We start from the raw sequence: 12,983 nt of genomic DNA on the forward strand, positions 1-12,983 counted from the left end.
CTTCTTTTGTGCTTACAGCATTATCAAATAATCAATCTGGATTATTTAAATTTCTTGCCTAGGTACAACCAGGTGTCCACCACGGTGTCTGGGTTCAGAGATACCGAGTCGATCCCCTCTTCGTACAGCCACTGGGCGAAGTCTTCGTGATCCGATGGACCCTGACCACAAATACCAACGTACTTGCCGCGTGCCTTACAGGCCTTGATGGCCATCGACAGCAGCGCTTTCACCGCTTGGTCGCGTTCATCGAACAGGTGGCTGATGATACCGGAGTCACGATCCAGACCGAGAGTCAGCTGAGTCATGTCGTTAGAGCCGATAGAGAAACCATCGAAGTGATCCAGGAACTGATCCGCCAGCAAGGCGTTTGATGGCAGTTCACACATCATCTGTACTTTCAGGCCATCTTCGCCACGCTTCAAGCCGTTCTTGGCCATCTCGGCGATCACCGCTTCAGCCTCAGCCACGGTGCGAACGAATGGGATCATCACTTCAACGTTGGTCAGACCCATCTCATCGCGGACACGCTTAACCGCTTCACACTCCAGTGCGAAACAGTCACGGAAGCTGTCGTCGATGTAACGAGAAGCGCCGCGGAAGCCCAGCATTGGGTTCTCTTCGTGTGGCTCGTAACGACTACCACCAACCAAGTTAGCGTATTCGTTAGACTTAAAGTCAGACATACGAACGATGATGCGTTTCGGGTATACCGACGCCGCCAGAGTAGCGATCCCTTCTGCCAGACGCGACACGTAGAAGTTACGTGGGTCGTCGTAGCCGTGCATCATTTCCGCGATTTCAGCTTGGGTAGCCGCGTCTTGATCCGCCAAGTTCAGCAGCGCTTTCGGGTGCACACCGATCATCCGGTTGATGATGAACTCCAAGCGAGCCAAACCGATGCCTTCGTTTGGCAAACGACCAAAATCAAAAGCACGATCTGGGTTACCAACGTTCATCATGATCTTCATCGACAGCTCAGGCAGCGCATCAACGCGAGATTCAGTCACGGCGAATTCCAGTTTACCGTCGTAGATAAAGCCGGTGTCGCCTTCGGCACAAGATACAGTCACTTGGCTGCCATTGGCGATCTTAGCAGTGGCATCGCCACAACCAACAACGGCTGGAATACCCAGTTCACGAGCGATGATCGCCGCGTGACAGGTACGACCGCCACGGTTAGTTACGATCGCCGCCGCGCGCTTCATGATTGGTTCCCAATCTGGATCGGTCATGTCGGTAACCAACACGTCGCCAGGTTGGATCATGTCCATCTGTTCGATCGAGTCCAATACCTTCGCGGTACCGGCGCCAATCTTGTGACCAATGGCACGGCCTTCAACCAGCACCTCAGAACGGGATGCCAAGTTGAAACGTTCGATTACTTTGGCGTCTTCGTTAGAACGTACGGTTTCTGGGCGCGCTTGTACGATGTACAGCTTGCCATCCAAGCCATCTTTGGCCCACTCGATATCCATTGGACGACCGTAGTGCTTCTCGATGATTACCGCTTGCTTAGCCAAGTCCATCACCTCTTGATCGGTGATAGAGAACTGAGTAGAAGCTGCGCGCTCAACGTCGATGATCTCAACCTGTTTGCCGTGAGCTTCATCGCCGGAGTACACCATCTGCACCAGCTTAGAACCCAAGTTACGACGAACGATTGAGTTAAAGCCTTGCGCCAGAGTTGGCTTATGTACGTAGAATTCATCAGGGTTTACCGCGCCCTGAACCACCATCTCGCCCAAACCGTAAGAAGAGGTGATAAACACCACATCTTCAAAACCGGATTCGGTATCGATGGAGAACATCACACCAGAGGCAGACTTGTCGGAGCGCACCATGCGCTGAACACCTGCAGAAAGGGCTACGCCTCGATGGTCGTAGCCCTGGTGTACACGGTAGGAGATCGCACGGTCATTAAACAAAGAAGCAAATACGTGGTGAATGGCTTCTTTAACCGCCGCGATGCCGCGAACGTTGAGGAAGGTTTCCTGCTGACCCGCAAAGGATGCGTCTGGCATATCTTCGGCGGTGGCAGATGAACGAACCGCAAACGACACTTCATCACCACCGTTGGCAGAAAGTTCTGCGTAGGCGGTTTCAATGGCGTCGTTCAGGTTAGCTTGGAACGGGGTATCGATAATCCATTGACGGATCTGTTTACCGGCTTGAGTCAGCGCCTCGATGTTGTCCACATCCAGAGTGTCCAGAACGGAATAGATCTTCTCGTTCAGGCCGCTTTGCTCAAGAAATTCGTTGAATGCATCGGCAGTGGTCGCGAAACCACCCGGTACCTGTACACCAGCGCTGGCCAGATTACTGATCATTTCACCCAGAGAAGCGTTCTTACCGCCAACCTGGTTGACATCATGCATGCCAAGTTCCTGATACCAGAGTACATATTGGGTCACAGTTCTATCCTCAATAACCGCAGTTTTAGTTGGTGCCCATTCACTGTTGGGCGCTGGCATTCTACACTCCCCAAAAAGCGACGGTAAATGCCTAATTTATCTTGTAATTTTATTACTACATATTCCTAAGAGAGGGGTTCATGGGACGTAAGGTCTTCTATATTTCAGATGGGACAGCGATCACAGCAGAGGTGTTCGGACATGCCGTTTTGTCGCAATTTCCTATCAAATTTGAACAAACAACCATCCCTTTTGTAGAAACTATCGAAAAAGCAGAACAGGTTAAAAAGCAACTAAATGACTGTTTTATTACAACGGGAGAGCGCCCTCTGGTGTTTCATTCCATTGTAAATCAGGAGATCCGAAGCATTATTTACTCCTCGGAAGCGCTAGATTATGACTTCCTTAACACTTTTGTGGCGCCACTTGAGCAGCAATTAGGCGTTAAAGCCGAGCCGAAGACCCATCGCACTCACTCTATCGCCAACGCGGCCTACAACGATCGCATCGATGCCATCCACTACGCGATGGACAACGACGATGGCATCACCTTAAAAAACCTTGATCGGGCTGATGTGATTCTGGTTGGGGTATCACGCTGCGGTAAAACCCCATCGAGCCTGTACCTGTCGATGCAGTTCGGCATCAAAGCGGCCAACTACCCGTTTATTGCTGAAGATATGGATAACCTGAAGCTGCCGGCAGATCTGTTGAAGTTCAAGCATAAGATCTTTGGCCTAACCATCGATCCGATGCGCTTGCATGAAATTCGCAATCAGCGACTAGAAGGCAGTACCTATGCCTCGTTACGCCAATGCCGAATGGAGGTAAAAGAGGTGGAGATGCTGTTCCGCAAACACCGCATTCCGTTTATCAACACCACCTTCCATTCGGTCGAAGAGATCGCCACCAAGATCCTGTCCGAGACCGGACTTGAACGGAAGATGTTCTAAGCCAAACAAACAGGGCACCATTAACGGTGCCCTTGTTATTTCTAGGCAGCTGATACTTGATAGACATTAGTTATCAGTAGCTCAGCGGTAACCCGCCCCGTCAGCGCAACCGACAACTGACAGCTGTCAGCTAATAACTTACAACTGTCCACTGCTGACTAATCATCAATGCTTATGCTCGGGGTAATAAACTTTCAGTTCCGCCACCGCTGCGGTCAGTGCAGCGGCAGTTTTGCCATCCGCTTGTTGCTTAGCTTTCATCGCCGCCAAAATCACCGCATGGTGTTTGGCTAACCGTTCGGCATAATCCTTTTGTGATGGTTTAACCCGTTGGGTTAAGAAGTAATCGGAAATGGTGGCAATCACGTTTTGCGCGTGGCTTTCTTTATTATTTACCCAACGCACCATCTGATTAACCGACTGCGGATCGGTTTTGCCCGCCAGCGCTTTCATCTGCGCACTGGCCTTCTCAATGGTGGCCGCGTCCTCCAACATTAACATCACCCGCGCATAATCATCATAGATCCCGCAAGGCACCTGACAATGTGCCAGTGCGGTAGCAGGCAGTAACGAAAAGGTCATAATCAATCCAGCTATCCAGCGTTTCATCTTGCTCTCCTTAAGGTTAGGTCTGCTACTAACTTAGCCAACTGCGGTCAATGTCGCACGGTTCTTAGCCAGTTCTTAACCCAAACGAAGATAACTGCGGCTGTTTACATTGGCATTGGGTATACTGGTTGCAATTTTGCCGCAACGCTGCGGCTAGCAAGATTCTGTACATACCATGACCATAAAAACCGACGAACTTCGGACAACGCTGTTGTCGAAGGTGATTTCGCCGGCACAACTGGCTGCGGAGTTTCCGCTGTCCGACGCTGCCGCCGACAATCTGGTACGGGCCCGACGCGACGTAGAGGCGATCCTTGAAGGCAAGGATGACCGGCTACTGGTAATCATCGGCCCCTGCTCTATTCACGATCCTCAGGCGGCGCTTGACTACGCCGATAAACTCGTCACCTTGCAGCAGAAGTATCGCGATGATCTTTTGGTGGTAATGCGAGTCTATTTCGAAAAGCCACGGACCACGGTTGGTTGGAAGGGGCTAATTTCCGATCCAGACTTGGACGGCAGCTACTGCGCCGACAAAGGGCTGCGGTTGGCGCGGCAACTGCTGGTGCAGATCGCCGAGAAACAGCTGCCAATTGCCACCGAATTCTTGGATATGGTCAACGGTCAGTACATCGCCGACTTGATCACTTGGGGCGCCATCGGCGCGCGCACCACCGAAAGTCAAATCCACCGCGAAATGGCCTCGGCGCTGTCCTGCCCAGTTGGCTTTAAAAATGGTACCGATGGCAATATGAAGATCGCCATTGATGCCGTTCGCGCCGCTCGTGAACCGCACATCTTTTACTCACCAGACAAAGATGGCCTGATGAGCGTTTACCGCACTCACGGTAACCCATACGGTCACGTCATTTTGCGCGGCGGCAAACAACCAAATTACCAAGCAGAGTATGTGATTGATGCCAGTGAACGACTGGCTGCCAGTGGCGTATTACCGCGATTGGTGATCGATTTCTCCCACGGCAACAGCTTGAAGCAGCACCAGCGTCAACTGCTGGTAGCCGACGACGTAATGGCACAGATGCAAGCGCCTCACGGCCGCGAAATCGCCGGGATCATGGCCGAAAGCTTCTTAATTGCAGGCCAACAACAAGTTGAAGCGGGCAAGCCATTAACCTACGGGCAAAGCATCACCGATGGTTGCTTAGGTTGGGACGAGAGCGCCGAGCTGCTGGAAAAGCTGGCCAGCGCCAGCCGGAACCGCCGCAATCAGAGCTAATCGCATTAGACTAAAGGCGTATTAAAATCAGTCACCCTTTGCAGTCGCACGGGGTGACTTTTTATGCAAATTAGTTTCAACTAAGGGCAGAACAATCAAAAAAGACTGCCCATGACCGAAAACGCCCTCTCTATCGTTATCGCCGACGACCATCCACTGTTTCGTAATGCCCTGAAACAAGCGCTTAGCGGCGAAATTGACGCAATTTGGACCGAAGCCGACAGCGCCGACGCCCTTGACCAACGCCTAGGCCAAATTGAACCGGATCTGGTGCTGTTGGACTTGGATATGCCCGGCAGTCACGGTTACTCGACCCTAATCCATCTACGCAGCCACTACCCGGCGATCCCAGTCGTCGTGATCTCGGCTCACGAAGACGATGCCACCATCAGCAAAGCGCTGCAGTACGATGGTCAGGGCTTTATCCCCAAGTCCGCACCACCAACTGAATTTGCCAACGCGATTCGCCAAGTGCTTGATGGTGATAACTACGTACCGCCCGGGTTTAATCACGCCGCCGTCGCTGCTGAACAAGACATGGGCAGCCGCATTGCCGATCTAACACCGCAGCAGTACAAGGTGTTGCAGATGTTTGCCGAGGGCTTGCTTAACAAGCAGATCGCCTACGATCTCGATGTCTCTGAAGCGACCATCAAAGCTCATGCCACCGCCATTTTCCGAAAACTGGGCGTGCGCAATCGCACCCAAGCGGTTATCGCTCTGCAAGAATTGGAATTGGCTAAAAAAATAATTTAAACCCCTCGAGCCAAACACAACAACACGGTGCCACCACAGCACCGTGTTAATAGTGTCGTGACAATCAAGTTAATTTGCCCGATAAAACGGGTTTTCTGTCTTTCTGAGTCGCACTTCAAAGTTCCACCATCACAACATTGCAACAAACTTAGTCGCCGATAAGCTAACGATATCCACGCCTTTGGCGTCATTTAAATGGTGTCGTTTTGAACTCCGTACACTCTTTAGCACTGAGTCATCCATGGCCAACGGCCATCGCTGAACGTTTTCACAGTGCCAGCCAGCGGCTGTATCAGTTTCATTCGTTTGATACGACCAATCTGCTGCAACCTGATCTGAGCTTTGCGCAACTGCATCATCTGGCGTTTATGGCGCAGCGAGAGCTCAACCAACTGCTGAATCACATTGCCCAAGCAACCCAATCGCAAGCGGTGATCCCTGGGGTCAAAAGCTTAACCCGAGCGCGAGATAAGGTTATTGGTGAACTCAACGGCCAACACCGAAAACTTACCGATTTAGCCCGCGGTACCCTAGTTGCTCGGGATCTGTGTGGCGTAATCGCCATCTACGAGCAGTTGCGCCAACAAGCGAATGTGATCTCGCTGCTCAATCGCTTTCGAGATCCCAAAGCCAACGGTTATCGGGATTTAAAAGTATTGTTACGCCTACAAGACTCACAGATGGTGGCTGAGGTGCAAATTCACCTCGAAGCGATCCAGCAGATCAAAACCGGGGAAGAACACCGCGCCTACATGCAGCGCCAAGATATTGAACGCAAAGCCGCGCAGCAACGACGTGAGTTAACCCCGTGGGAGCAAGCCAAGATCACTCGATTAAAGCGCTACAGCCGCGCTCTTTATGAAGAAGCATGGCAGCGCCATCAACCGACTCGTTTTTCCGCATAAGCTAGGGCGCTCGATTGAGCGCCCTAATTATTAGGCCGTGTTGACCTTTGATATATATTTTTGCGCCCATTATTGGCCACTTTTGACAGCAAATTGAACTTGATCGGTTAATTTTACTGTTCGATGGTCACGAAGGGGCGCCTTGCAGGGTCGGACTAGCAGCTGTCACTCTTCGTCATACGATTTCGACGTAGAGCCACTATGCCTTCAATCGCAATCCTCGATTGACAGCCGCTATCCTCGACCAAATTCTCAGCACCAAACGTCAACACGCCCTAGTATCAGTCGACCTTGAGCACAATCTTGCCGATGTGGCCTTTTTGCTGAAACAGCGCCTGCGCTTGACTAATTTCAGCCAGCGCGAAAGTGTGCGCCACCAAGGGTTGCAGCTGCCCCGCCTCAATGCGTTTTACCAAGTTGGCAAACACCTCAGGCTCCAGCACCGTACAACCGTAAAAGCTTAAATCTTTCAGATACAGCGTGCGCACGTCCAAGCTCACTTCGGCGCCGCCAATGGCACCAGCCACGGCATAACGGCCGTGCGGCTTAAGCACCTCCAGCAGTTGTGGGAATATCTGCCCTGCGACCAGATCAATCACCACATCAACCTGGTTACAACCCAATGTCTCAAGCAGTGACTGAGAGCGTTCAACGGTGCGATCCGCGCCGATCCGCTGCAACTCCGCCGCTTTGGCTGCTGAGGTTAGTGCAATCACCTGCGCCCCACGGGCTTTCGCTAACTGAATCGCCGCCGAGCCAACACCGCCGGACGCACCAGTGATCAACACTCGATCACCGCGTTGTACCGCCGCTTTAGTCAGCAAGTTTTCGGCAGTGGAATAGGAACAGGGAAACGAAGCCAACTCAACATCGGATAATGGGCTGGTGATGGCGTGCGCATGTACTGAAGCGACTTTGGTGTAACCGGCAAAACCACCGTCACATTCCGAACCAAAGTACCAAGGATGCGCCAAAGCTTGGCCATCGTTGTGGCGAATGCAGGGCTCAATCAACACCCGCTGGCCAATACGACTACTATCGACGTGGCGACCGACTGCCACAATCTGACCGCAGACGTCTGCCCCTTGGATCCGCGGCAACTGCAGGGCATTGCCATTCCAGCCGGCGTCTGCATCGTTATGATCGCCCTTAGAGTACCAGCCAGTACGGGTATTAATGTCGGTGTTATTGACACCAGCAGCAGCGACTTTAACCAGCACATCATCATCGTGCAGTGCTGGCAGCGGTTGGTCGGTTACGTATTGCAGCATTTCAGGGCCACCGTGGCCTATCAACCGCACCGCAATCATGGTCTCTGGGAGTGTTGTGGTGTTATTCAACATCGTGGTCTTCCATTACAACTTGAATCTTGTTTACCACTTTAGTGCCACCGCCAACAGCTAATACCCATTCAGATCAAGCTAACCAATAAAAAACCGCGACGCTTACGCTATCGCGGCTTTTTTAGGCAAGTTGACCGTCTTAGTCATTCAATTCAAAGCGTACTCGAAGCTGCACTTGCTCGGTTTCACTGCCGGCACGATAACTTTCGGCATTGGCCATGGTTGCCTTCAGCATCGGTCTTGGCGCACTAAAGCTTACCTCTTCAATCTGTTCGACCGCGCCTAAACGCTGCTGACTGCCTGACGCCAACACTTCGGCCTTGCTACGAGCATCGGCCAGAGCGCTTTGCAGCAGCTGCGCCCGTTGTTGTTGACTGAGTTGTGCCTGATATCGCGGCGTATCAATCTGGGTTAGCCCCAACTCGGCAAACTGTGCCAGCCAGATCCCGACATCACTGGTCGGTACTTGTAAGTTCACTTCACGATTAGCCTGGTAGCCCACCAACTCGCGAGTTTGTTTGTCGTATTGATACTGCGGCCCCAGTTGCAGCTGTCCGGCATCATACTGCTGTGGGCTAATGCCCTGCTGATCAAACGCGTTAAGCACTTTGGCGATCACCGCATCGGCGCCCTCTTTCGCCGCCGTAGGATTGGCGGCGGTGATCACCACACTGCCAGTTAACTGCGCCGTGGTTGGCACTAACTCGATGGCCGCACTGCCGGAGACTTCAATATAACCGGCCAGCGCGTTGACACTGAATAACGACGCTAAAGTCAGTGCCAAAATAGGCAACGTTTGTTTCATCGGTTTTACCTCAACACTATCTAATCACACTGGCTTAGACTGGTGCAGCCCGTGAAGTTCCGGCCTTTACCAATCCTTTACGTTAAGCGTTTGTCAGCGGTGGCATCGACAGCGGCTCGGGGTAGCTAAACTCAAAGCCAAGGCTCTGTAGCTTGGCTGAACTTACCCGCTTACCAGTTTGTCGTTGATCACTAAAGCTTGGTGGCGTAAGCCCCAGTTTAAGCGCAGCAGCGGGATAAAACTCGCCACGGCTTGGCCACTTCGGCGCAGCAAGATTGAAGATCTCCCCCCATTGCGGTTGGCTCAACAGCAACTTAATTGCCGCGATAACGTCATCGCGATGGACTAGGTTAACTGGTGCGGCGGCACCGGCCAGATGTTGCTGTCCCGCCAAGAACCGGCCCGGGTGGCGCTGACCGCCAACCAAGCCACCGGGGCGGAGGATCATCCACCGCTCAAAACTGGCCTCAATTACCGCTTCGCCATCGAGCATGGTGAGCGCTCGCGGGTTGTCAGCCAGCGGACTGCCCTCATCTACTACGGGGTAATCACTGCCATCTTGATAAACCGCGGTGGAACTAACAAACAGTGCTTGGGTTACGCCATGAGCCTTGGCCGCATCACACAACAGCTGGAGCCGATCGCTATAGCGGTTGTCCTGTTGATGGCGCCCTGGCGGCAGATTTATCAGCAAGGTATCGCAGCAAAACAGCGCCTGCGGGTTGTCGCAGTCCAGCGCCATCCCCAGATCCAGCTTTATTGGAGTCACCCCGGCATTATCAAGGGTGGCCAAGGTTTCAGGGTTACGGCTGCAACCACTGACTTGCCAGCCCTGCTGCTTCAGTTGCAGGGCTAACTCAAGCCCAAGCCAACCGCAGCCTGTGATAGCCAACGCATTGTGAGACATCATTTCTTCCTTAAAAAAACCGCATTGACGTTGCCATCAATGCGGTAGTTACCATCAGTTGTGTTGCGCTAGCAGGTCAAGCAAGCCTTGTTCATCCAGCACCGCAACCCCTAGTTCACTGGCTTTGGTTAGCTTCGAACCGGCTTTTTCACCAGCCACCAGCGTATGGGTGTTTTTCGATACGCTGCCGGATACCTTAGCACCAAGAGCTTCCAGCGCGGCTTTGGCTTCGGTGCGGCCCATCTGATTTAAGGTACCGGTCAGCACCCACGTCTGTCCTTGCAGTGGTTGGCTATCAGCGGCCACTTCGGCAATCTCCGGCCAATGAATGTTGGCACCATCGGTTGCTGTTAACGCCGCAATCACCTCTTGGTTGTGCGGTTGGCGGAAGAAGTAGTAGATGTGTTTCGCCACCACATCACCGACATCATCAACCTCAACAAGGGTATCGACCTCGGCCGCGGCGATGGCATCCAACTGTTTAAAGTGGCGCGCCAGGTTGGCGGCGGTCGCTTCACCCACTTCGCGAATACCCAAGCTGTATAGGAATCGAGGCAAGCTGGTTTCACGGGCGGCATCAAGCGCTTTTACCAACTTTTCGGCGGATTTGATCCCCATCCGTGGCAGCATGGTCAAGGTGGATGCCGACAGCTTGAACAGATCCGCTGGGGTTTGCACCAGTTCACGGTCAACCAACAGTTCCACCAGCTTGTCGCCCAAACCGTCAACGTCCAACGCCTTACGTGAGGCAAAGTGTTTGATCGCTTCTTTGCGCTGGGCTTCGCAGAACAAGCCGCCAGAACAGCGTGATACCGCTTCGCCTTCAAAGCGTTCCACTTTCGACTGACACACCGGACACGCGGTTGGGATCTCAATCGCTTTGGCATCCGCAGGACGACGCTCAAGCACCACCGACACAATCTGCGGGATCACATCACCGGCACGGCGAATGATCACCGTATCGCCGATCATCACCCCAAGACGGGCGATCTCATCGGCGTTATGTAAGGTCGCGTTAGAGACGGTCACGCCGCCGACAAACACGGGTTCCAGTCGTGCCACTGGCGTTACCGCACCGGTACGGCCCACTTGGAATTCAACATCACGCAGGGTGGTCAGCTCTTCTTGCGCCGGAAACTTACAGGCAATAGCCCAGCGCGGTGCCCGCGCCACAAAGCCAAGTTGTTGCTGCTGATCGATGCGGTTGGCTTTGATCACCACCCCATCGATTTCGTAGGCAAGTTGATCGCGCTCGGCACCGGTTTGACGAAAGAACTCCAAGGCACCCTGCTCACCATCAACCAGTTGCACCAGCGACGACAGCGGTAACCCCCAGCCTTTCAGTTGTTGCAGCTGCTGATAGTGACCATCGGCCATTGGCGTGCGCGCTCCCGCCACTTCGCCGACGCCATAGGCATAAAACGCCAGCGGTCGTGATGCGGTAATGCGACTGTCCAATTGACGCAAACTGCCAGCGGCGGCATTACGTGGATTAACAAAAGTTTTTTCGCCAGCGGCGTGGGCTTTTTGGTTCATCGCCGCAAAGCCAGCCTTCGGCATAAAGGCTTCACCGCGAACTTCCAGCAGTTCAGGGTAGTCATCGCCGTGCAGGCGCAGCGGCACCGCGCCAATGGTCTTAACGTTGTGGGTAATGTCTTCACCGGTGGTGCCATCACCCCGGGTGGCCGCCCGCTCTAGCACGCCATCGCGATACAACAAACTGACCGCAATACCATCTAACTTAGGTTCGGCACAATACGCCACCTCACTGCTACCAAGACGATCAACCAAGCGCTGATGGAAGGCGCTGAACTCCGCCTCGTTCATGGCATTATCCAGCGACAACATCGGTCGCAAGTGAGTGACTTGGGTAAACTGTGCCAACGGCAAACCACCGACTCGCTGGGTTGGCGAATCGGCACGCAGCAGCTGCGGATGCTGTTGTTCTAGCTGCTGTAGCTCACGCAGCAAACGATCGTATTCAGCATCGGGAATGGTTGGATTGTCCAACACATAGTACTGGTAGTTGTATTCGGTCAGTTGTTGGCACAGCGCATCAATCTGCTGTTGCACGGATTGGCTCATGGGGTCATCTCAAATAGCAAAAAGGCCGCATGCAGCGGCCTTTGTAAAGTCTGGGGATCAGGCCGAGACACACTCTGTCTGCTTGATCCGCTGTAGGTAACTTTCGTAGGCGGCATCGGTCCATGGCTGACCTTGGTCATCAAGCACATGGCCGCCGTGCATATCCGCCAACCCTTGGGCATTGCCAAGCATGGTGGAGAACACCACGCGGGCATCGTGGCTGCTTGGCAACTGCAGGAACAACACCACCCCGTTGGTGGTCAGCTGCTCCATCGAGTCAAGGTCAAACACCCCTGGCTGATGCATGTTCGCCAGTGAATACAGCACCGGACCGTTACCGCCACTGTGTTGATGACGATGGAAAATATCCATATCGCCAAACTTAAAGCCCATGGTGATCAGATTTGGCAGCAACTCACCGCCACGAATTGGCTCGCCTTCGCTGCCAACAACGTACAGCACCAGCACATCGCCTTGCTGCTCTTCAGCAGCCTGTGGCTCATCGACTTGCGCTGCAAGCGCATCTTCTGTGACTGGCTCGGTGGCGGCGATGTCAGCGGTTGGCGCCGGTGGCAGTTCCAGTTCGATCTGCTCCTCTGGCACCGCCTCAACTAATTTTGGCTCTTGGCGAACCGCTGCACGGACAACCACTTGCTCTGGCTGCTGCTCTGGCACCGGCGCTTGCTCTTCACTTAGCAAACTGGCTTGCACCGGTTTGCTTGGCTCATCCAGCGTGTCGTCGCTTAGATTAATTGATGGCTCATGGCTGCGGTTGGCCGTTGCTTTAACCGTTGGTTGCTGCACTGGCTTGGCGTCACTGCGCTTGCCTTTGGCCGGCGGGGTACGCCGATTTTGTGGCTTGGGCTTGTTCTTCTGCACGGTGTAAAAGCCGTGGATCATCAGAGCGGTGATGGCAATACTGCCAACCACCAGAAAGACGATACGCATGTCATCCATAAAGACGCTAAA

At 53.4% G+C, this 12,983-nt stretch carries 11 protein-coding genes; 4 read left to right on the forward strand and 7 right to left on the reverse strand.

Annotated elements, in window-relative coordinates:
* Positions 1–41 precede the first annotated feature (41 nt).
* Entirely contained in the window at positions 42–2,414 is a 2,373-nt protein-coding gene (ppsA, locus tag G506_RS0102835; RefSeq protein ID WP_028115558.1) for a phosphoenolpyruvate synthase, read from the reverse strand.
* A gap of 140 nt (positions 2,415–2,554) precedes the next feature.
* On the opposite strand from ppsA, the gene ppsR reads away from it, so the two are divergent.
* Positions 2,555–3,367 carry a posphoenolpyruvate synthetase regulatory kinase/phosphorylase PpsR gene (ppsR, locus tag G506_RS0102840; RefSeq protein ID WP_028115559.1) on the forward strand — a complete coding sequence of 271 codons (813 nt, stop codon included), beginning with the start codon at positions 2,555–2,557 and terminating at the stop codon, positions 3,365–3,367.
* 165 nt (positions 3,368–3,532) lie between these two features.
* On the opposite strand, the gene G506_RS0102845 is transcribed toward ppsR, so the two are convergent.
* A complete protein-coding gene (locus tag G506_RS0102845; RefSeq protein WP_028115560.1) occupies positions 3,533–3,976 on the reverse strand; it encodes a superoxide dismutase [Ni] in 444 nt (147 codons plus the stop codon).
* Positions 3,977–4,151: 175 nt separating this feature from the next.
* Here G506_RS0102845 and G506_RS0102850 point away from each other — a divergent pair, with 175 nt between their 5' ends.
* From G506_RS0102850 to G506_RS18565, 3 genes are all read left to right on the forward strand, one after another.
* On the forward strand, positions 4,152–5,213 hold the full coding sequence (locus G506_RS0102850; protein WP_028115561.1) for a 3-deoxy-7-phosphoheptulonate synthase: 1,062 nt from the start codon (positions 4,152–4,154) through the stop codon (positions 5,211–5,213).
* A gap of 111 nt (positions 5,214–5,324) precedes the next feature.
* Positions 5,325–5,969 (forward strand): response regulator, encoded by a 645-nt coding sequence (locus G506_RS0102855; RefSeq protein ID WP_028115562.1) that lies wholly within the window; start codon positions 5,325–5,327, stop codon positions 5,967–5,969.
* Positions 5,970–6,175: 206 nt separating this feature from the next.
* Entirely contained in the window at positions 6,176–6,874 is a 699-nt protein-coding gene (locus G506_RS18565; RefSeq protein WP_051201844.1) for a nucleotidyltransferase family protein, read from the forward strand.
* Positions 6,875–7,155: 281 nt separating this feature from the next.
* Here G506_RS18565 and G506_RS0102865 read toward each other — a convergent pair whose 3' ends face one another.
* From G506_RS0102865 to zipA, 5 genes are all read right to left on the reverse strand, one after another.
* Complete coding sequence (locus G506_RS0102865; RefSeq protein ID WP_028115563.1) at positions 7,156–8,217, reverse strand: alcohol dehydrogenase family protein; 1,062 nt, start codon at positions 8,215–8,217, stop codon at positions 7,156–7,158.
* 139 nt (positions 8,218–8,356) lie between these two features.
* A complete protein-coding gene (locus G506_RS0102870) occupies positions 8,357–9,022 on the reverse strand; it encodes an SIMPL domain-containing protein (protein ID WP_028115564.1) in 666 nt (221 codons plus the stop codon).
* Positions 9,023–9,104: 82 nt separating this feature from the next.
* The gene (locus G506_RS0102875; protein ID WP_035386982.1) at positions 9,105–9,929 is read right to left on the reverse strand and encodes an SDR family oxidoreductase; all 825 of its coding nucleotides are present in this window, start codon (positions 9,927–9,929) and stop codon (positions 9,105–9,107) included.
* 54 nt (positions 9,930–9,983) lie between these two features.
* A complete protein-coding gene (gene ligA / locus G506_RS0102880) occupies positions 9,984–12,014 on the reverse strand; it encodes an NAD-dependent DNA ligase LigA (protein ID WP_028115566.1) in 2,031 nt (676 codons plus the stop codon).
* A 57-nt stretch (positions 12,015–12,071) separates the two neighbouring features.
* Positions 12,072–12,971, reverse strand: coding sequence for a cell division protein ZipA (gene zipA / locus G506_RS0102885; RefSeq protein ID WP_028115567.1), 900 nt, complete (start codon positions 12,969–12,971; stop codon positions 12,072–12,074).
* Positions 12,972–12,983 lie beyond the last annotated feature (12 nt).

This window comes from Ferrimonas senticii DSM 18821 (genome assembly GCF_000422665.1).
Classification (GTDB): Bacteria; Pseudomonadota; Gammaproteobacteria; order Enterobacterales; family Shewanellaceae; genus Ferrimonas; species Ferrimonas senticii.

Excerpts from the sequence above, each read along its gene's own strand:
- ppsR (WP_028115559.1), top strand. The coding sequence starts at position 2,555 with ATGGGACGTAAGGTCTTCTATATTTCAGATGGGACAGCGATCACAGCA.
- G506_RS0102845 (WP_028115560.1), bottom strand. The coding sequence starts at position 3,976 with ATGAAACGCTGGATAGCTGGATTGATTATGACCTTTTCGTTACTGCCT.
- G506_RS0102850 (WP_028115561.1), top strand. The coding sequence starts at position 4,152 with ATGACCATAAAAACCGACGAACTTCGGACAACGCTGTTGTCGAAGGTG.
- G506_RS0102855 (WP_028115562.1), top strand. The coding sequence starts at position 5,325 with ATGACCGAAAACGCCCTCTCTATCGTTATCGCCGACGACCATCCACTG.
- G506_RS0102865 (WP_028115563.1), bottom strand. The coding sequence starts at position 8,217 with ATGTTGAATAACACCACAACACTCCCAGAGACCATGATTGCGGTGCGG.
- G506_RS0102870 (WP_028115564.1), bottom strand. The coding sequence starts at position 9,022 with ATGAAACAAACGTTGCCTATTTTGGCACTGACTTTAGCGTCGTTATTC.
- G506_RS0102875 (WP_035386982.1), bottom strand. The coding sequence starts at position 9,929 with ATGTCTCACAATGCGTTGGCTATCACAGGCTGCGGTTGGCTTGGGCTT.
- ligA (WP_028115566.1), bottom strand. The coding sequence starts at position 12,014 with ATGAGCCAATCCGTGCAACAGCAGATTGATGCGCTGTGCCAACAACTG.
- zipA (WP_028115567.1), bottom strand. The coding sequence starts at position 12,971 with ATGGATGACATGCGTATCGTCTTTCTGGTGGTTGGCAGTATTGCCATC.